Genomic DNA, 18,155 nt, shown 5'->3' with positions numbered 1-18,155 from the left:
CATGGCACGTATTGCCGGCGTAGATTTACCACGCGATAAGAGAATTGAGATTGCTTTAACATATATTTATGGTATTGGCCTGACTTATTCAAAACAAATTATGGCTGCTACTGGTATTAATCCCGATACCCGGACCCGTGATTTAACAGAAGAAGAAGTTTCTAAACTTCGTGAAACCATCGATAAGAACTATCGAGTTGAAGGCGATTTGCGTCGCGAAGAATCACTTAATATTAAACGTTTAATTGAAATTGGTTCATATCGCGGCAAAAGACATCGTATGGGACTTCCTGTTCGTGGTCAAAGAACTAAAACCAACGCGCGTACTCGTAAGGGTCCGAAGAGAACTGTTGGTGCTAAGAAGAAAAAGTAAGGGAGGGATAATCTTTGGTAGCTAAAAAAGTTGTTAGACCAAAAAGAAAAGAGCGTAAAAATATTGAGCATGGCATAGCTCATATTCGCTCAACTTTCAACAATACAATTGTTACAATTACCGATACAAAGGGGAATGCGTTGTCCTGGGCTAGCGCAGGCGGCCTTGGCTTCAGAGGTTCCCGTAAAAGCACTCCTTTTGCTGCTCAAATGGCTGCTGAAACAGCGGCTAAAGCAGCAATGGAGCATGGCCTAAAACAAGTCGAAGTATTTGTTAAAGGTCCTGGATCAGGCCGTGAGGCAGCAATTAGATCACTTCAAGCTGCTGGTTTGGAAGTTAACTTAATTAAAGACGTTACTCCAATTCCTCATAATGGCTGCCGTCCGCCGAAGCGCAGAAGAGTATAAGAATTTCGGGAGGTGTTGAACGAGAATGGCAAGATATATAGGTCCTGTTTGTAGACTTTGCCGTCGTGAAGGTGCAAAATTGTATCTTAAAGGCGATAAATGTTATAGCGATAAATGCGCGTTCACAAAACGCAGCTATGCTCCTGGTCAGCATGGTCAAGCCCGCAAAAAGGTTTCAGAATATGGCATTCAGCTTAGAGAAAAGCAAAAAGCTCGTCGTTCATACGGCATTCTAGAACGCCAATTCCATGCTTATTTTGAAAAGGCTGATCGTCAAAAAGGTATTACTGGTGAAAACTTGCTTGTATTATTAGAAAGAAGATTGGATAACGTTGTGTATCGCTTAGGTTTTGCCGTAAGCCGTACTCAAGCTAGACAGCTTGTACGTCATGGACATTTCACTGTCAACGGACGTCGTGTTGATATTCCATCTTACCTAATTAAGCCAGGCGATGTTATTCAAGTACATGAAGCCAGCAAAGAGTCACCGCTTGTTAAACAAATTTTTGAAGCTATCGGTCACAAGACTGCTCCAATGTGGTTAGAAGTTTCAGCTGAAGATATGAGCGGTAAAGTTGTACGCTACCCTAGCCGAGATGAAATTGATACTCCTATCCAAGAGCATCTGATCGTTGAATTGTACTCCAGATAATACGCCCTCAGCCGTGGGTTATGGCGTGACTTAAGTAGTGCGCACAAATGAGGAGGGTTATTCCAGATGATCGAAATCGAAAAACCGAAAATCGAGATAGTAGAAATAAGTGAAGACAGCCGATATGGCAAATTTGTTTGCGAACCTTTAGAGCGCGGTTATGGAACCACGCTTGGTAATAGCTTGCGCCGAATACTTCTTTCATCACTGCAAGGCGCTGCCGTAACATCTGTTAAAATTGAAGGCGTACTTCATGAGTTTTCTACAATTCCCGGCGTTCGGGAAGACGTTACTGACATTATTTTAAATTTCAAATCATTGTGCTTAAAAATGCATTGTGATGAGCCAAAAATTTTACGGGTTGATGTTCAAGGCGAAAAAGCAGTTACAGCCGGCGATATAATCACGGACCCTGATGTCGAGATACTTAACCCGGAATTGCATTTGGCAACTGTAGATGCTAGCGGCTCGCTAAAAATGGAAATCACCGTTGAGCGTGGTCGTGGCTATGTACCAGCAGACAAGAATAAGAAAACCGATCATGTAATCGGCATTATTCCGATTGATTCCATTTTTTCGCCAATCCAGAGAGTTAACTATAGTGTAACTGATACTCGTGTCGGTAACGTCACAGATTACGACAAACTTACGCTGGAGTTATGGACTGATGGCAGCATGAGACCTGAAGAGGCAGTCAGCAAAGCTTCTAGCATTATGATTGCTCATCTCAGACTGTTCCAGAACATGGCTGGCGCTCCTCCGGAAGACGAAGGAACTGAAGGAACGTTCACTGAGGCACCAGAATCCAGTGTTTCCAAAACCTTGGAAATGACAATTGAAGACTTGGATCTTTCAGTTCGTTCCTATAACTGCTTGAAACGGGCTGGCATTAACACAGTAGCTGAATTAGCCCAAAAGAGCGAAGAAGACATGATGAAAGTGCGTAACCTAGGACGTAAATCACTTGAAGAAGTGAAGAAAAAGCTCGATGAGCTTGGGTTATCACTTGTTGAATTTGAAGAGTAGGAGGAGGGAAGATTATGGCCTACAGAAAGTTAGGACGTGACTCAAGCGCACGTAAAGCGCTGTTTCGCAGTATTTTGACTTCCTTCTTTTCGTACGAGCGTATTGAAACAACTGAGGCTAAAGCTAAAGAAATCAGCGGTCTTGCTGAACAATTAATTACTTTAGCTAAGCGCGGCGACTTACATGCTCGCCGTCAGGTTTTATCACAGCTCGTGGACGAAGAAGTCACTAAAAAACTGTTCGATACTATTGCACCTAAATATAATAATCGTCAAGGCGGATACACTCGTATTCTTAAACTTGGACCCCGCCGCGGCGACGCTGCGCCGATGGCAATACTAGAATTGGTGTAATAAATGAAAGGCGACCATCAGGGTCGCCTTTATCGTTGTACGTAATAAATTAATATTTAACACAAAGTACTCGAAGTACGCGAAGGGTACGCAATAAAAACGCGATAATTATCGCGTGGTAATTCCTTTGCGAGCCCTTTGAGTCCTTTGCGTACTTCGTGTTAAAAAACGTTAGCTTTAATATGAGGAGCTAGATTATGGGAGATTTTATTAAGGTTGAAAATTTGTGCCATGCGTATACTACTCAAAATGAGGGAGAGACGCTGGCACTTGATAATATAAACTTAACAATTAAGGCCGGGGAGTTTGTTGCTATTATTGGCACAAATGGCTCTGGCAAGTCTACTTTAGCTAAGCATTTTAACGCCTTGTTATTACCGACAAGTGGAGAGTGTTTAGTTAATGGTATGAGTACTAATGATTCAAAGAACTTGTGGGACATACGTCAGATTGTTGGGATGGTGTTTCAGAATCCTGATAACCAGCTTGTAGCGACAGTTGTAGAAGAAGATGTTGCGTTTGGTCCCGAAAACTTAGGCGTGGCTCCAACTGAAATAGCCAAGCGTGTAGATAAGGCACTTGAGATGGTAGGAATGACAAACTATCGCCTCCATGGCCCTCATTTGCTGTCTGGCGGTCAGAAGCAGCGAATTGCAATTGCAGGTGTGCTTGCTATGCAGTCAAAATGTCTGGTATTAGATGAGCCTACCGCCATGCTTGACCCACAGGGGCGTCAGGAAGTACTTCAGACTGTAAGAGAGTTACATGCTAAATCAGGGATAACGGTAATATATATTACCCACTTCATGGAAGAGGCTGCAGCAGCCGATAAGGTAGTTGTTATGAATCAAGGCAAGATTATTCATACTGGAAAACCAAATGAAGTTTTTAATGAAGTCAAAATGCTGAAGGAACTTGGTCTTGATGTTCCAATCGCTGCTGAGGTAGCAGAGCGGTTACGTGACGCAAATTTTGCTATACCTGATAAAATTATTACAGACGATGAGTTGGTGGTGGCATTATGTCAATAGTTCTAAAAGATGTCACTTATACATATATGCCCAAAACTCCGTTCGAGCGTACTGCGCTCCACAATATTAATCTTGAGATTAACAGCGGCGAATTTGTTGCAATTATCGGTCATACCGGCTCAGGTAAGTCCACGTTGGTCCAGCATTTAAATGGACTTCTCAAGCCGACAACAGGTACAGTAACTGTCGACGAAATAAATTTACACGCCAAAAAATCAGATGCAAAGATCGCAAGAAGAAAAGTTGGTATGGTATTTCAATACCCAGAGCACCAGCTGTTTGAAGAGACTATATACGAAGATATAGCCTTTGGACCGCGAAACCTTGGACTGAGTGAAGAAGAGGTTGACTCGCGAATTCGCCGAGCAATGAATTTTGTCGGTTTAGACTTTGAAACATATGCTAAGCGTTCTCCGTTTCATTTAAGCGGCGGACAAATGCGCCGTGTAGCGATTGCTGGGGTTATTGCACTTGAGCCACAGTATCTCATTTTGGATGAGCCGTCCGCCGGATTAGATCCAAGGGGACGTGATGAAATATTCGGCGAAATAATACAGTTATATAAATCATCAGGAATCACGGTAATTTTAGTTTCGCATAACATGGAAGATGTCGCTAAAATGGCAACTAGGCTTATAGTGATGAATGGCGGAAAAGTACTAATGGATGGCAGCCCGCAGGAAGTATTTAAAAATCCTGAAAAGCTAAAAGCGGCAGGAGTAGATGTACCGCCTGTTACTGCGCTCTTAGGTAAGCTAAAAGACCGAGGATTAGCTGTAGATAATAATGTTCTATCGGTAGAAGAAGCTGTTACAACCATTATTACAGCCTTGGGGGATAAAAATGCTTAAGGATATAACATTAGGTCAATATTTTCCGGGAAACTCACTCATACATTTGCTTGATCCTCGAACTAAAGTAATCTCAGTACTGTTATTTATCTCAAGCATCTTTATCGGCGAAAGCTATGCAGCATACTCCTTAATGGCAGCGTTTGCAATTATAGTTCTGATTATTTCGGCTATACCACCGTCGATGATGCTTAAGTCAATTAAGCCACTGTGGATAATTATACTGCTTACAGTAGGTATTCACGTATTTACAACTCCTGGTATTACCATATATACGATCGGCCCCTTGTCCATAACTCAAGAAGGACTTCGCCAGGGATTTCTCATGTCATCAAGGCTTGTACTATTGATTGTTGTTTCGTCGTTATTGACTTACACAACTTCACCAATTGCTTTAACAGACGCAATTGAAAGATTGCTAAAGCCATTTGCTAAATTTGGTTTACCAGCACACGAGCTGGCTATGATGATGACAATAGCTCTTAGGTTTATTCCAACATTGCTTGAAGAAACAGACAGAATCATGAAAGCACAAATAGCGCGTGGTGCTGATTTTGCATCAGGCAGTATTTTGCGTCGAGCCAAAAGCATGATACCTCTTTTAGTGCCGCTTTTTATTAGTGCTTTTCGCCGTGCTGACGAATTGGCAGTGGCAATGGAGGCAAGATGCTATCGTGGCGGAGAGAACCGATCCAGAATGAAAGTACTTCAATTCAGCACAAAAGACTGGATAGCATACGGAATTATGATTCTGCTGATACTAGTATTGGTTTTTTTACGAATATCAATGGGTAAATAATATAATGAGAAGTGAATACTTATTAAACGATGATAAATTATGCAGAAGAAATATAAAGCTAACGATAGCTTATGATGGCACTGGTTATCATGGCTTTCAAAGGCAGAATAACGCACTTTCAGTGCAGGAAGTATTAGAGAATAAGTTAGCCAGCTTATTTGGGCATTCACTGAAGATGGCAGGAGCAGGGCGTACAGATTCAGGAGTTCATGCATATGGTCAGGTCGTGAATTTTTATACAACTGGTGTTATCCCAGCCGATCGTATAGCGCGAGCGTCAAGGGGGTTATTGCCTGACGATATTGTTATTAACGATGCTGAAGATGTAGCGCCAGATTTTCATGCTCGCTACTCCGCTAAAAGCAAAATTTATATTTATCGTATTTATCCACACTCAGTTGCTGATCCATTTTTGCGCAATTATGCTTGGCATGTCGCACAGACCTTGGATGTTGCACTTATCCACAAGGCGGCACAGCATATAGTTGGAACACATGATTTTTCAGCTTTTAGGGCCGCGGGAAGCGCACCTATTAATCCTGTAAGAACTATCTTTGAGGCTAGCTGCACTCTGAATGCAGGCATTATTGAATTTACATTTTGGGGTAATGGATTTTTATATCACATGGTACGTAATCTTGTTGGAACGTTAGTAAATGTCGGTCGAAGCAGATTGACTGAAGAGCAGTTTATTAACATATTAGCAAGCAGAGACCGCAAAAATGCCGGTGCTACTGCTCCACCGCAGGGATTGTACTTAAAACAAGTCTTTTATTAACAAGTTTTTGTGGACAAGCTGTTAGTAAATATGAAAATTAGAAAATAAATTTTATCGATAACAAGGTAAAATCCTTGACATTAGGTGGTCCATTTATTACAATGATTTTATGAGATTTTTGCCATGACTTCCATTAGCCCCGGAATTCTGGATTTAAAAATCAAATGTTTGGAATTGCTTGGACAAGGGAGGGATATCGAATGAAAACAACTTTCATGGCAAACGAAGCCAATGTTGAACGCAAATGGTTCGTTGTTGATGCCGAAGGTAAAACTGTAGGTAGATTAGCCGCTGAAGTTGCGAAAGTTCTTCGTGGCAAACATAAACCAACTTTCACTCCGCATGTTGATACTGGTGATCATGTTATCATCGTTAATGCAGATAAAGTTGTATTTACTGGTAAAAAACTAGCTCAAAAAACTTATTTCCGTCATTCCGGTTATCCAGGTGGAACAACCTTCACTACTGCTGGTAAAATGCTAGCAACAAGACCGGAAAGAGTATTGGAATTAGCTATTAAAGGTATGTTGCCGAAGAATACACTCGGTCGTCAAATGTACCGTAAGTTAAAAGTTTATAGTGGCGCTGCGCATCCACATGCTGCGCAAATGCCTGAAGTATTAGAAATCGACGTAAGATAAACCGGAAAGGAGGAACATTAAATGGCATTAGTTAATCACTACGGCACAGGCCGCAGAAAAACATCGGTTGCCAGAGTTCGTCTGGTTCCGGGTGAAGGAAATATCATCATTAATGATCGTCAGCTTAACGACTATTTTGGTCTCAAAACTCTTGAGCTAATTGTTAAGCAACCTCTTAACCTGACTGATACTCTTGGTAAATATGATGTCCTGGCAAAAGTTGAGGGAGGCGGTCCTTCCGGACAAGCTGGTGCAATCCGTCATGGTATTGCCCGCGCTCTTCTCAGAGTAGACGCTGAATATCGTCCATCTCTGAAAAAAGCTGGCTTCCTTACTCGTGACCCACGCGAGAAAGAGCGTCGTAAATACGGCCTCAAAAAAGCTCGTAAAGCATCACAGTTCTCCAAACGTTAATATCAGATACAATCAACCTGGAAAGCTTGCTTTCCAGGTTTTTGTTTTTGTTGGACTGATATGATTGAACCGCAGAGTACGCAGAGTACGCGGAGGGCTACCGGTGGATTATCGCGATATTATCGCGAAAAAATTTTAATAAAATCTCTTCCTCTGTGACCTCTGTGTACTCTGTGGTTAATCGACACTTAATCTTTACTAAAATAAGCAGCAGGAAAAATCCGGGAAGTGGTCTAATTATATACATTAAAATCGAGTAAAATCGTGGAGGTTTAAATAGTGAGAAAAATTATTACCGGAACTTTGGCTGCGTTAATGCTGACGAGCAGTGTGGCTTTTGCTAATTTAGATGACAACAAAGAAACCATAGATGCAAAGTATGGAGAGTATCGTCTGATTGTCGATACAGATAACCAGATTTGGGCAAAAGCGGAATGGGAGACTAAAGGAGCTCAGCGAGCTAAACCAGCTTCTTATATGCATTCATTTACAAGAGCAGATATGAGAACTCAAATGGAAGTAACTTTTGCAAAGGACGGTATGGTTAGAGCCCAGCGCTTTACACCGGATATGGCCATTAAAATAAAGGACTTTAAAAAATACTACCCTGAAGTATATACTCTTATCAAATCACCAAAAGCTGAGGCTTTCGCTAGCTACAAGACAGTTACTAATCAATTTCAGGAAAGCCAATCTCCCGTTACTATGGGAGTTATAGTTAAAGAAATGCCTCAAGGCATCAAGGGCGCATATTACTCACTCTTAGTTTTTAATATTCAAGATGACGGGCGTTTGGTCAAGGATGGTAAGTTCATAACTGAAGATACTTCCATAAGAGAATTTACAATTGAGCGTGTTTTTAGATCTTCAGCTAGTAATGCCCTTGACTCAGGTGACTGGCAGCTTATAAAGAACTTTTTCTAAAAGTATATGGTCACATTTAAAATAGATAATTGCAATATTGAGGTGTAAGAACTAATGAGTTTTTCAAAGGAGGCCGTCGGAGAGGCCTATGAATATACAAGCAAAATCTGCCGGCATTGCCCTGAATGCCAAAGTACATGTCATATACATATTGCTAAAGACACACTATATTTTATGACGCAATCTGGGAGCAAGTTTTTCGAGGGATTTCCGGATAATATCTTAACTATCGTTCGCAGCCTGCCTATTAGCGATAAGTCTATGAATAAAGCTCAAATATCAGCTGCCTATGACGGCATTAGGCTTATATGCGATAATTGCCCGCTAGATGACCATGATGAGTTTTGTGCTATTAATATTGTCTTGACTGCATTGGGGACTCTTAAATACGGTGCCGGGTTCTTAACTGAAAGAGATATACAGGTTCAGTCATAAATATAAAAATGACCTTCTATTGAACGTGCGCAATAGAAGGTCATTTTTATTAGTTATCTAGCTAATTTTAAAGGTTCTGTTTTTGCTTCTTCAGCCATTGCTGGCCCAATATAACCGCCTCGAACCATAGCGTTTAGTACAATTGTCTGCCGCTGTTTTGCAGCCATGTAATCTACATATGGGGAAGTTAACGACGGTGCGTTTGGTAACCCTGCTAACATTGCGGATTCGGAGAGTGTAAGTTTACTGGGGGCTTTACCAAAATAGCCTTTAGCAGCTTCATCAATTCCATACATTCCTGACCCGAAATAAATAGTGTTGAGGTACATTTCGAGGATGTCCTCCTTCGAATAGCGTAATTCCATATCAATTGAAAGCACGAATTCTTCTATTTTTCGGCTGATAGACCGTTCTTGCGTTAAGAATAAGTTTTTAACAAGCTGTTGGGTTATAGTGCTTCCGCCTTCCTGTATTTCACCAGTCTGTATATTTACAAGAGTAGCGCGGAGAATACCCTCAACGTCGAACCCAAAGTGACGGTAAAATCTGTTATCCTCTACGGCAATAATCGCTTGCTGCGTTGTTAAAGGAATATCCTTAATAGATATATAACTTTTTTTGTTTAATTTTGCATTTACAGCGCTTTTGAGTGCGATAATCCGATAAGTTCTATCCCATAGGCTAGATAGAGTAGATGTCACGTTCTGAGGTTTTGTAGATGCAGGCACATATTTTTCGACAAAAATGCTGCCACCAGCCCACCAGAAACATGCAATAAATAATACTAGTAATAAAAGCAAAAATCGACTTTTTCGCATTGCGACCTCCTTGAGATGAACCAGCTACTATTATTCTACTCTAGGTATGCAGCTTTGACTATAGTCTATTTAATTCGACATACAGTAGTAAGAGTAGGCATAAATTATAGAAAGCAGTGTCAGGAGGGAAAAATATGCGGATACTATCGATGCGTAGAAAATTTCTTCATAGAATGGTAATATTAAGTATTGCGATTGTTGTTCTTAATATGCTGACATTACGTTACCTGGTATCTAATGACATCGATAATATTGATCTTGGACATCTCACTGGGCGTGCTGTAATTATTGATCCTGGACACGGCGGAATAGACGGTGGTGCTGCTTACAATGGACTATCAGAAAAAGATGTCACTTTATCAATTTCGGCTAAGCTTGGGACAATACTGCAGAATAATGGGGCGACGGTTACATATACGCGTGATAGTGATATGGACTATTACACCAAAGGCAAAGGCGGTAAAAGAAACGACCTAACAAAGCGAGTACAATTGATTGAGAGTTCAGGTGCTGAGGTTTTTATTAGTATTCACTGCAACGCAATAAAAGGTGAAAGATGGTTTGGCTCGCAGGTGTTTTACAATAATAAGAATGAGCAAAATAAAAAGCTAGCAGAAGTAGTGCAACTTGCTTTAAAGGAATATTCACCTGGTAACAAGCGACAAGCCAAGCAGGATACACAAATTTTTTTGCTAAATTCTATAAATATTCCTGGTGTGTTAGTTGAAACAGGTTACTTATCAAACCAGCGCGAAGCTAAGTTTCTTGCAGATGAAAATTACCAGCAGAAACTGGCAGAACAGATTGCAAAGGCGTTAGCGTATCATTTCAGCAATAATGAGGGACGATAACCTTAGATTTCAACATGGTCAGAAAGAACGAGAGACACAAATCCCTATTTATATATCTGAATTGTGTTAGCATGTTTATACTAAAAACTTAAGTTAAGCTGAATCTATCGATTATAAGCTAATCATGGCTAAGCATCAGCCTAGATCATCAAAGGAGTGACATTGTGAGTAAACTTATAGGTTGTGCCCTAATGCCTCATCCTCCGATAATGATACCGGAAGTTGGCAAAAGTGAATTAAGCAAAATACAAGCAACTGTTGATGCTACCGAAAAGGTAGCCAAAACTATTAAAGAATTTAATCCGCAGACAATAATTATTATAACGCCACATGGTCCAGTCTTTGAAGACGCGGCGTGTATTAGCGTTCATCCTAGACTTAGAGGTAATTTAAGCGCTTTCGGCGTTCCAGAAGTATCTTTAGGCTTTGAAACGGACGGACAGCTTGTTCGTCACATTTTAAAGCAATCGCAGCGCCTTGGCGTAAATTTAATTGAACTTACAGATGATGCTGCTAAAAACTACAGGATGTCGCTTGCATTAGACCATGGAGCCATCGTCCCTCTTTATTATCTCAATAAAGCAGGCTTTAAGGGGCAGATTGTACACCTTTCTATGGGAATGCTGCCTTATGAAGAAATGTATACTTTTGGTAAGGCCGTTCAAGCCGCTGTAAATATAGTGGACAAGCGAGTTGTAGTTATTGCTTCAGGTGATTTATCTCATCGATTGACTCCTGATGCTCCAGCTGGGTACAGCCCGCGCGGTAAAGAATTTGATGAAATTGTAATTGATGCATTAAAAAATCTTAATGTAAAAACATTATTAAATATAGATCGAGAGCTTATTGAAGAAGCTGGCGAGTGTGGTCTTCGGCCAATATTTTTCTTAATGGGAACTCTTGGCGGCATTGAAGCTGTATCTGAAGTTTTATCATATGAAGGTCCTTTTGGTGTTGGATATGCTGTTGGGTTGTTTTTAGTAAAAGATAAGCTTAAAGGGGGCGAAGGAAATGAAAAATGAAAGTACTCCTGTCGAGCTGGCTCGTAAAAGCCTTACATATTATCTCGAAAAAAATAAACTAATGCCAACACCTGATAATTTATCAGAGGAACTTAAACGTCAAGCAGGAGTGTTTGTTTCTTTTAAGAGTAACGGGGAATTAAGAGGCTGTATTGGTACTTTTCAGCCAACTCAGCCAAGTGTTGCGGAAGAAATAATTAATAATGCAGTAGCGGCTGGTACACAAGATCCTCGATTTTGGCCGATCGAGGTTGAGGAAATACCGAAACTTAACATTTCGGTAGATTTATTGGAAAGTCCTGAACATATAAATAGTATTTCCGAGCTTGACCCGCAAAAGTATGGTGTAATAGTTCGCTGCGGTCGTAGAAGCGGCTTACTGCTGCCGATGCTCGAAGGTGTAGATACAGCAAACGAACAAGTAGAAATTGCTATGCAGAAAGCTGGAATTCGACCAGGAGAAGAAATTGAACTATTCCGATTTACGGTCACTAGGTATACTTAGTATCACGAAGATCAGGATGTGAATACAATGCGCGAAGCGCTCCATTATCAGCCTCATCATTCTGGAGTTATATGTAATCTTTGTCCTAAAAACTGCATTGTTTCTGAAGGGAAAACGGGCTTTTGCCGTGTCCGTAAAAATATAAGTGGTAAACTGTATGCACAGAATTATGCTGCCTGTTCTTCATCAGCTCTAGATCCTATAGAAAAAAAACCATTGTTTCACTTTTACCCTGGAAAATATATTTTATCTGTTGGTACCTGGGGTTGTAACTTCTCATGCCAATTCTGCCAGAATTGGCAAATAGCTCAGGAAAGTCCGCAGGTTGTGGAACTTCCACCAGATCGACTTGTACATATTGCAAAAGAACAAGGACTGCGAAATGTTGGTATTGCTTTCACTTATTCAGAACCGAGTGTATGGTATGAATATATTCTTGATACCGCTATTGCCAGTAAGGCGGCAGGATTAAAAAATGTTTTAGTTACCAATGGTTTTATAAATCAGAAACCACTCGAAGAGCTTTTACCACACATTGATGCTTTGAACATTGATGTAAAAGCCTTTAACAATGAATTCTATTACAAGATTTGTTCCGGGTTTCTAGATGATGTAAAGCGCACTGTTGAGCTGTCTGCCAGCCGTTGTCATGTTGAAATCACAACTTTAGTAGTACCAGATTTAAATGATGCTGAGCAGGAGTTAAACGACTTAGCAGAGTGGTTAGGCTCAATTAGTCCAGATATTCCACTGCATTTCTCACGGTATTTCCCTAACTATAAGATGGACAAACCGGCCACACCAATAACTACAATGCAGAGAGCATATGAAATCGCGAAAGAATACCTAAATTATGTATACCTAGGCAATGTTGGTACAAACGGAATTAATACATGCTGCCCTGTGTGTAGCGAACTGATAATTGATCGATTAAAAAGAGTAAGTTATCTTAAAGACGAAAAAAAATGCCCCCACTGTGGGAGCTGTATAAAGATCATCGGAGAGGTCGATTTTTAGCTGACCTCTTCTTTTGTAATTTAGTCTAAACTCTAGTTTTCCGATAATGTTTTAATAGTGCTATACATCCAATAGAAACGCAGATGGTTACAGTAATTATAATAAATTTACTAAAACTTGCTGCCATTTCAATTAGTATGTGCCAGTTAGAGCCTAAAGAGTATCCTAAGTATACGCCTAGTAGGCATAAGAGCATTGCTGCAATTGAGGTATAGGCAAGAAAGTGCCAAAAGGGCAGCTTTATCACACCGGCGGCAATACTAATTTTATTGCGAACAACCGGCAATTGACGCCAGGGAATTATTATAATGGCACCGTATTTACAAAAAAAACGTGAAGCCATGTCAATTCTCTCGTCAGTTAAGCAAAAAAAACCGCTGTACTTGCAAAGTAATTTACGTCCAAGTGTCCTAGCCGCCCAATAAGCACTAACCGAGCCAGTAATAGTGCCAAGCCAAGCGGCAGTAATTGTACTGCATAAAGATAATTTACCTTGTGAGACTAATAAGCCGGCATAACCTAATACTAATTCAGCCGGGACGGGCAAGCAGGCTCCTTCTAGAAGCATACCGAAAAAAACAGCAATATATCCGGGTTGTTCAAGGAATCCAAGATAATTTAAAAAGTCCATTATTAACCTCATGAAAATTGTATACAAAATGGTTGCAATATTATACATAGATATTGTATAATTATGAGTAGATTGTAAAAGCAGTGGCCTAAGGAGGTACTACATATGAAAGTCAGCATTATAGGAGCAACTGGATACACCGGAGAAGAGTTGCTGCGCATACTAGCTAATCATCCGCAAGCGGAAATTATACATATAACATCCGAAAGTCAAACAGGAACTTCCATTGAAAGCGTATATACACATTTTAATGGATTCTATGAAAAAAAACTAGACAGCATGAAAGAGCTTGAAAAAATAGCTAAGGCTAGCGATGCTGTATTTATAGGCCTGCCTCATGGTCATGCTATGGCGGCTGGCAAAGTACTGTCTCAGTATGGTACAAAAGTTATCGATTTAGGTGCTGATTATCGTTTCCGCGATATTAGCGTTTATGAAAAGTGGTATAAAGTTGAGCATACTCATCCTGAGGCTGAAGCTGTTTACGGCTTAACTGAGCTTTATCGTGAACAAGTAAAAGCTGCTCAAATCATAGGTAACCCTGGTTGCTATACTACCGCTACTATATTGGCACTAGCACCTCTTGCTAAAAATAATCTTATTGATTTTAAAAGTATTATTGTTGATGCAAAATCAGGTGTATCAGGTGCCGGACGCAGTCTTAGTTTAAATAGTCACTTCACCGAGATGTTTGAAAACTTCAAAGCGTATAACATTGCAGGCCATCGTCATACGCCGGAGATAGAACAGGCACTTACTGAATTTGCTGAGGGGCCGGTAATAATTAGCTTTACCCCGCATTTAGTGCCAATGGCTCGAGGCATATTAAGCACTTGTTATGCTGCCTTAAAGCCAGGCGTTAGCTCACAAGACATTGATGACGCCTATAATTCTCTTTATGAGGATGAATACTTTGTTAGGCTGTTAGGACGCGGCGGTTATCCAGCGACAAAGAATACGCGCGGCTCGAACTTCTGCGATCTAGGCTGGCATATTGATGAGCGTACCGGAAGAGTCATCGTAGTGTCTGCCATTGACAATTTGGTTAAAGGTGCAGCGGGTCAAGCAATACAGAATTTTAATGTAATGTTTGGAATGGATGAGCGTTTAGGACTTATGCAGGCACCGCTTTATCCGTAAAGTTTATATATTATGAATTTGAATCTTAGAATAATGTTGGAGGTAACTATGTTAGAGAAAATAAATGGTACAATTACTTCACCTAAAGGTTTTAAAGCTGCCGGTGTAAAAGCTGGTATTAAAAAGAGCGGTAAAGAAGATGTAGCGATTATATATAGTACGGTACCAGCAACTGCGGCTGGAGTATTTACAACAAACGCCATGGCTGCCGCCCCAGTAATTGTATCCCGAAAAGTGGATGCTAAAGGGCAAGCGTCGGCAATAGTAGTTAACGCTGGTTGTGCTAATGCTTGTACTGGCGAACAAGGAATAAATGATGCCGAGAAGATGGCAACGCTCACAGCAGAGCTTCTTGGTTTAAAAAATGATGAAGTATTTGTTGCTTCTACAGGTATAATTGGTGTTAATTTGCCAATGGCTAAACTTGAAGCAGGCATTAAGAAAGCAGTGGCTGAGCTATCTGAAGAAGGCGGTACTAAGGCAAGTCAAGCAATCTTAACAACTGATACCTTCCCTAAAACTTGTGCGTATCAGTTCAATCTTGGCGGAGTACCTGTAAAAATCGCCGGAATTGCTAAAGGTTCAGGAATGATTCATCCCAATATGGCTACAATGCTCGGTTTTGTTACAACAGATGCGGCAATTTCAGCGTCACTCTTGAAAAAGGCTCTTACTGATGTTGTTAATGTTTCCTTCAATATGATATCAGTTGATGGAGATACCAGTACAAATGACATGGTAACTGTGCTTGCTAATGGGGCAGCAGGTAATCCGGTAATTGAGAGTACTGGGGAAGATTATGACTTATTTGTGCAAGCACTTAACCAAGTTTGTACTGAACTTGCAAAGTTAGTTGCACGTGATGGAGAAGGTGCTTCAAAGTTCCTTGAAATCAAAGTAAGTGGGGCAGTAAGTTTCGCAGATGCAAAGCAAGCAGCTATGACGATAGCAAAGTCCCCGCTGGTTAAAACAGCGTTCTTTGGTCAGGACCCTAACTGGGGTCGTATAATCTGTGCAGTAGGTTATTCAGGGGCACAGGTAGTACCAGAGAAAACAACTATGGCAATCGGAAATATAACAATAGTAAAACAAGGTATGGGAACAAGCTATGATGAGCAAGCGCTGCGGGCTATAATGGCTGAACATGATATAACAGTGACAGTTGATCTAGGTCTTGGATCAGCGGAAGCAACTGTTTGGAGTTGTGATTTCTCTTATGAATACGTAAAGATAAATGGCGAGTATCATACCTGATTAAATTAAACCAGAGTGTTTATCAAAATATTGGAAACCAGACACAGGGTCACTCCCTGTGTCTGCGCCGTTGAAGAAATAATTTACATAAACCTATTATTTGAGGTGATATAAATGAGTTTTATGCCGGAGCAAAAAGCCGCAGTGCTGATCGAAGCATTGCCATACATGCAAAGTTTCTATGGCAAAACCGTTGTAATAAAGTATGGTGGTAATGCCATGATAAATGATGAATTAAAAAGTAAAGTTATAAAAGATATAATACTAATGAAATATGTGGGTATGCGTCCTGTTGTAGTACATGGCGGCGGACCCGAGATAACCAGTTTTCTAAAGCAAATCGGTAAGCAGTCCGAATTTGTAAGCGGGCTCAGAGTTACTGACGCTGAGACAGTAGCAGTTGCTGAGATGGTTTTAGTTGGTAAGATAAACAGCGAAATAGTAAGTCTTTTAAATAGCGGCGGTGTTAAAGCGGTGGGCTTAAGCGGCAAAGATGCGAATCTGATTAAAGCTGAGAAGCATTTCGCAGAAGTCTATGAAAATGGTGAAGTTCGTAAAGTTGATATTGGTTATGTTGGTGATGTCAAACAAATTAACACCGATATTCTTAAGACACTTTTAGAGAAGGACTATATTCCAGTTATTGCGCCAATTGGTGTAGGTGATAATAACGAGAGTTACAATATCAATGCTGATTATGTCGCTGGTGAAATAGCTGGCGCACTTGGGGCAGAGAAGCTGTTATTACTTACAGATGTAGAAGGAATTTATCGCGATTATCATGATAAGAGCACTTTTATTTCCACGTTAACACTTTCTGAGGCTCACGAGATGATACTTGAAGGAACAATCGATGGCGGTATGATTCCAAAGGTTGATGCTTGTGTAAGAGCTTTAAAGGGCGGGACGAATAAAACGCATATTATCGATGGCCGCCAGTCTCACTCATTAATCCTAGAAGTATTTACAGCCGAAGGTATTGGTACCGAGGTAGTCAAATAGGAGGGGTTCGTGCATGAATAAAGAACAAATTTTTCAAACAGATAAAGAATACTATATGCCGGTATTCGCCAGATATCAAATAGTACTGTCACATGGCGAAGGTCCGTATGTTTATGATATAGACGGTAAGAAATACATTGACTTTTTAGCAGGAATTGCTGTTAACGTACTAGGGCATGCTCATCCAGCTCTAACTGCGGCAGTAGCTCAGCAGGCTGGAAAACTTATTCACTGTTCAAACCTATATTATACTGAAGAACAGGCAAAGCTTGCTAAATCATTGGCCGAACTTAGTGGCCTAGATAAAGTTTTTTTAGCCAACAGCGGTGCAGAAGCCAATGAAGGGGCAATAAAGCTTGCCAGGAAGTATGGTAAAACAGTCAGCGCGGATAAATATGAAATAATTACAGCCGAACACGGTTTTCACGGACGAACAATGGCTACACTTACTGCTACAGCTCAGCCGAAATATCAGCAAGGCTATGAACCACTTCCAGGTGGATTTAAATATGTACCCTACAATGATATTAATGCTCTTACTGAACAAGTTTCGGAAAAAACCTGTGCTGTCATTCTTGAGCCAATTCAAGGCGAGGGCGGCGTCAATACTCCAGATGATAATTATATTGATCAAGTGCGTGCGTTGTGCGACAAATATGGTGCACTGCTAATATTTGATGAGATTCAGACTGGAATAGGCAGAACAGGAAAGATGTTTGCTTATCAGCATTCAAACACTAAACCTGATATAGTTACGTTAGCTAAAGGATTGGGCGGCGGTGTACCAATTGGCGCATTTATCGCCAGCAATAAAGTGGCTCAAGCTTTTGCGCCTGGGGACCACGGCTCAACGTTCGGGGGCAACCCGCTAGCGTGTGCCGCTGCTAATGCAGTGTTAGGTGTTATCGCTGAGCAGAATCTGCTTCAAAATGTTGAAACTGTTGCAAAGTATATGCTTGATGAGCTGACTAAACTGCAGAATAAGTATCCGCAGATCATCAGTCAAGTACGTGGTAAAGGACTTATGCTTGGAGTGAAACTTACTAAACCAGGCCGAGACATAGTAAATGCATGCATGGAGCAAGGGGCTATCATAAACTGTACAGCAGGCGATGTCCTAAGATTTGTTCCGCCATTAAATATAACTAAGGCTCATGTAGACGAAGTAATAACAATTTTAGATAAAGTAATGGCAATAGCATAGATTTTTTATTAAAAGTTTCATTTATGG

The 18,155-nt window shown here is 40.7% G+C and carries 23 protein-coding genes; 21 read left to right on the top strand and 2 right to left on the bottom strand.

Annotated features, from left to right (window positions below):
* Position 1: 1 nt before the first annotated feature.
* The 13 genes from rpsM (at position 2) to V6C17_RS15330 (ending at position 8,684) form a co-directional block, all read left to right on the top strand.
* Positions 2-373: a 30S ribosomal protein S13 gene (gene rpsM, locus V6C17_RS15390; RefSeq protein ID WP_333523471.1), complete on the top strand. Its 372-nt coding sequence runs from the start codon at positions 2-4 to the stop codon at positions 371-373.
* 14 nt (positions 374-387) lie between these two features.
* On the top strand, positions 388-780 hold the full coding sequence (gene rpsK / locus V6C17_RS15385; RefSeq protein ID WP_333523470.1) for a 30S ribosomal protein S11: 393 nt from the start codon (positions 388-390) through the stop codon (positions 778-780).
* A 25-nt stretch (positions 781-805) separates the two neighbouring features.
* On the top strand, positions 806-1,432 hold the full coding sequence (rpsD, locus tag V6C17_RS15380; RefSeq protein WP_333523469.1) for a 30S ribosomal protein S4: 627 nt from the start codon (positions 806-808) through the stop codon (positions 1,430-1,432).
* A 66-nt stretch (positions 1,433-1,498) separates the two neighbouring features.
* Positions 1,499-2,458 (top strand): DNA-directed RNA polymerase subunit alpha, encoded by a 960-nt coding sequence (locus V6C17_RS15375; protein WP_333523468.1) that lies wholly within the window; start codon positions 1,499-1,501, stop codon positions 2,456-2,458.
* 14 nt (positions 2,459-2,472) lie between these two features.
* Positions 2,473-2,811: a 50S ribosomal protein L17 gene (gene rplQ / locus V6C17_RS15370; RefSeq protein ID WP_333523467.1), complete on the top strand. Its 339-nt coding sequence runs from the start codon at positions 2,473-2,475 to the stop codon at positions 2,809-2,811.
* 197 nt (positions 2,812-3,008) lie between these two features.
* Positions 3,009-3,842: an energy-coupling factor transporter ATPase gene (locus V6C17_RS15365; protein WP_333523466.1), complete on the top strand. Its 834-nt coding sequence runs from the start codon at positions 3,009-3,011 to the stop codon at positions 3,840-3,842.
* Positions 3,833-4,693, top strand: a complete 861-nt coding sequence (locus V6C17_RS15360; protein ID WP_333523465.1) for an energy-coupling factor transporter ATPase — start codon at positions 3,833-3,835, stop codon at positions 4,691-4,693. The genes V6C17_RS15365 and V6C17_RS15360 overlap by 10 nt, the downstream gene beginning before the upstream one ends.
* Positions 4,686-5,492: an energy-coupling factor transporter transmembrane component T family protein gene (locus V6C17_RS15355; protein WP_333523464.1), complete on the top strand. Its 807-nt coding sequence runs from the start codon at positions 4,686-4,688 to the stop codon at positions 5,490-5,492. Before V6C17_RS15360 ends, V6C17_RS15355 begins: the two co-directional genes overlap by 8 nt.
* A gap of 4 nt (positions 5,493-5,496) precedes the next feature.
* Positions 5,497-6,270, top strand: coding sequence for a tRNA pseudouridine(38-40) synthase TruA (gene truA, locus V6C17_RS15350; protein WP_333523463.1), 774 nt, complete (start codon positions 5,497-5,499; stop codon positions 6,268-6,270).
* A 200-nt stretch (positions 6,271-6,470) separates the two neighbouring features.
* Positions 6,471-6,911, top strand: a complete 441-nt coding sequence (rplM, locus tag V6C17_RS15345) for a 50S ribosomal protein L13 (RefSeq protein WP_333523462.1) — start codon at positions 6,471-6,473, stop codon at positions 6,909-6,911.
* Between the two features lie 21 nt (positions 6,912-6,932).
* Positions 6,933-7,325: a 30S ribosomal protein S9 gene (gene rpsI, locus V6C17_RS15340; RefSeq protein WP_333523461.1), complete on the top strand. Its 393-nt coding sequence runs from the start codon at positions 6,933-6,935 to the stop codon at positions 7,323-7,325.
* 279 nt (positions 7,326-7,604) lie between these two features.
* Positions 7,605-8,249 carry a hypothetical protein gene (locus V6C17_RS15335; RefSeq protein WP_333523460.1) on the top strand — a complete coding sequence of 215 codons (645 nt, stop codon included), beginning with the start codon at positions 7,605-7,607 and terminating at the stop codon, positions 8,247-8,249.
* 54 nt (positions 8,250-8,303) lie between these two features.
* Complete coding sequence (locus V6C17_RS15330) at positions 8,304-8,684, top strand: hypothetical protein (protein ID WP_333523459.1); 381 nt, start codon at positions 8,304-8,306, stop codon at positions 8,682-8,684.
* Positions 8,685-8,737: 53 nt separating this feature from the next.
* Here the strand turns inward: V6C17_RS15330 and V6C17_RS15325 are convergent, their stop codons facing one another.
* Positions 8,738-9,502, bottom strand: a complete 765-nt coding sequence (locus tag V6C17_RS15325; RefSeq protein ID WP_333523458.1) for a transglycosylase domain-containing protein — start codon at positions 9,500-9,502, stop codon at positions 8,738-8,740.
* A 134-nt stretch (positions 9,503-9,636) separates the two neighbouring features.
* Between V6C17_RS15325 and V6C17_RS15320 the strand changes: the two genes are divergently transcribed.
* The 4 genes from V6C17_RS15320 (at position 9,637) to amrS (ending at position 12,897) form a co-directional block, all read left to right on the top strand.
* On the top strand, positions 9,637-10,353 hold the full coding sequence (locus V6C17_RS15320) for an N-acetylmuramoyl-L-alanine amidase (protein ID WP_333523457.1): 717 nt from the start codon (positions 9,637-9,639) through the stop codon (positions 10,351-10,353).
* A 164-nt stretch (positions 10,354-10,517) separates the two neighbouring features.
* The gene (gene amrB, locus V6C17_RS15315) at positions 10,518-11,375 is read left to right on the top strand and encodes an AmmeMemoRadiSam system protein B (protein ID WP_333523456.1); all 858 of its coding nucleotides are present in this window, start codon (positions 10,518-10,520) and stop codon (positions 11,373-11,375) included.
* Entirely contained in the window at positions 11,365-11,880 is a 516-nt protein-coding gene (gene amrA, locus V6C17_RS15310) for an AmmeMemoRadiSam system protein A (RefSeq protein WP_333523455.1), read from the top strand. Before amrB ends, amrA begins: the two co-directional genes overlap by 11 nt.
* 27 nt (positions 11,881-11,907) lie before the next feature.
* Complete coding sequence (amrS, locus tag V6C17_RS15305) at positions 11,908-12,897, top strand: AmmeMemoRadiSam system radical SAM enzyme (RefSeq protein WP_333523454.1); 990 nt, start codon at positions 11,908-11,910, stop codon at positions 12,895-12,897.
* Between the two features lie 25 nt (positions 12,898-12,922).
* Here the strand turns inward: amrS and V6C17_RS15300 are convergent, their stop codons facing one another.
* Positions 12,923-13,528 (bottom strand): DedA family protein, encoded by a 606-nt coding sequence (locus tag V6C17_RS15300; RefSeq protein ID WP_333523453.1) that lies wholly within the window; start codon positions 13,526-13,528, stop codon positions 12,923-12,925.
* Positions 13,529-13,633: 105 nt separating this feature from the next.
* On the opposite strand from V6C17_RS15300, the gene argC reads away from it, so the two are divergent.
* From argC to V6C17_RS15280, 4 genes are all read left to right on the top strand, one after another.
* A complete protein-coding gene (gene argC, locus V6C17_RS15295; protein ID WP_333523452.1) occupies positions 13,634-14,668 on the top strand; it encodes an N-acetyl-gamma-glutamyl-phosphate reductase in 1,035 nt (344 codons plus the stop codon).
* A gap of 48 nt (positions 14,669-14,716) precedes the next feature.
* A complete protein-coding gene (gene argJ / locus V6C17_RS15290; protein ID WP_333523451.1) occupies positions 14,717-15,922 on the top strand; it encodes a bifunctional glutamate N-acetyltransferase/amino-acid acetyltransferase ArgJ in 1,206 nt (401 codons plus the stop codon).
* 114 nt (positions 15,923-16,036) lie between these two features.
* On the top strand, positions 16,037-16,924 hold the full coding sequence (gene argB, locus V6C17_RS15285; protein WP_442891514.1) for an acetylglutamate kinase: 888 nt from the start codon (positions 16,037-16,039) through the stop codon (positions 16,922-16,924).
* 13 nt (positions 16,925-16,937) lie between these two features.
* Positions 16,938-18,128 (top strand): acetylornithine transaminase, encoded by a 1,191-nt coding sequence (locus V6C17_RS15280; protein ID WP_333523450.1) that lies wholly within the window; start codon positions 16,938-16,940, stop codon positions 18,126-18,128.
* The last annotated feature ends 27 nt before the right edge of the window (positions 18,129-18,155 follow it).

Source organism: Dendrosporobacter sp. 1207_IL3150 (assembly GCF_036763085.1).
Taxonomy (GTDB): Bacteria; Bacillota; Negativicutes; order DSM-1736; family Dendrosporobacteraceae; genus JBAIYU01.
The sequence above is the reverse complement of the archived record's forward strand: the minus strand, read 5'-3'. Positions and strand labels throughout refer to the sequence as shown.

Excerpts from the sequence above, each read along its gene's own strand:
- rpsI (WP_333523461.1), top strand. The coding sequence starts at position 6,933 with ATGGCATTAGTTAATCACTACGGCACAGGCCGCAGAAAAACATCGGTT.
- amrS (WP_333523454.1), top strand. The coding sequence starts at position 11,908 with ATGCGCGAAGCGCTCCATTATCAGCCTCATCATTCTGGAGTTATATGT.
- V6C17_RS15375 (WP_333523468.1), top strand. The coding sequence starts at position 1,499 with ATGATCGAAATCGAAAAACCGAAAATCGAGATAGTAGAAATAAGTGAA.
- V6C17_RS15365 (WP_333523466.1), top strand. The coding sequence starts at position 3,009 with ATGGGAGATTTTATTAAGGTTGAAAATTTGTGCCATGCGTATACTACT.
- amrA (WP_333523455.1), top strand. The coding sequence starts at position 11,365 with ATGAAAAATGAAAGTACTCCTGTCGAGCTGGCTCGTAAAAGCCTTACA.
- argC (WP_333523452.1), top strand. The coding sequence starts at position 13,634 with ATGAAAGTCAGCATTATAGGAGCAACTGGATACACCGGAGAAGAGTTG.
- argB (WP_442891514.1), top strand. The coding sequence starts at position 16,037 with ATGAGTTTTATGCCGGAGCAAAAAGCCGCAGTGCTGATCGAAGCATTG.
- truA (WP_333523463.1), top strand. The coding sequence starts at position 5,497 with ATGAGAAGTGAATACTTATTAAACGATGATAAATTATGCAGAAGAAAT.
- V6C17_RS15355 (WP_333523464.1), top strand. The coding sequence starts at position 4,686 with ATGCTTAAGGATATAACATTAGGTCAATATTTTCCGGGAAACTCACTC.
- V6C17_RS15280 (WP_333523450.1), top strand. The coding sequence starts at position 16,938 with ATGAATAAAGAACAAATTTTTCAAACAGATAAAGAATACTATATGCCG.
- V6C17_RS15330 (WP_333523459.1), top strand. The coding sequence starts at position 8,304 with ATGAGTTTTTCAAAGGAGGCCGTCGGAGAGGCCTATGAATATACAAGC.
- rplM (WP_333523462.1), top strand. The coding sequence starts at position 6,471 with ATGAAAACAACTTTCATGGCAAACGAAGCCAATGTTGAACGCAAATGG.
- V6C17_RS15360 (WP_333523465.1), top strand. The coding sequence starts at position 3,833 with ATGTCAATAGTTCTAAAAGATGTCACTTATACATATATGCCCAAAACT.
- rpsD (WP_333523469.1), top strand. The coding sequence starts at position 806 with ATGGCAAGATATATAGGTCCTGTTTGTAGACTTTGCCGTCGTGAAGGT.
- argJ (WP_333523451.1), top strand. The coding sequence starts at position 14,717 with ATGTTAGAGAAAATAAATGGTACAATTACTTCACCTAAAGGTTTTAAA.
- V6C17_RS15325 (WP_333523458.1), bottom strand. The coding sequence starts at position 9,502 with ATGCGAAAAAGTCGATTTTTGCTTTTATTACTAGTATTATTTATTGCA.
- rpsM (WP_333523471.1), top strand. The coding sequence starts at position 2 with ATGGCACGTATTGCCGGCGTAGATTTACCACGCGATAAGAGAATTGAG.
- V6C17_RS15320 (WP_333523457.1), top strand. The coding sequence starts at position 9,637 with ATGCGGATACTATCGATGCGTAGAAAATTTCTTCATAGAATGGTAATA.
- rplQ (WP_333523467.1), top strand. The coding sequence starts at position 2,473 with ATGGCCTACAGAAAGTTAGGACGTGACTCAAGCGCACGTAAAGCGCTG.
- V6C17_RS15300 (WP_333523453.1), bottom strand. The coding sequence starts at position 13,528 with ATGGACTTTTTAAATTATCTTGGATTCCTTGAACAACCCGGATATATT.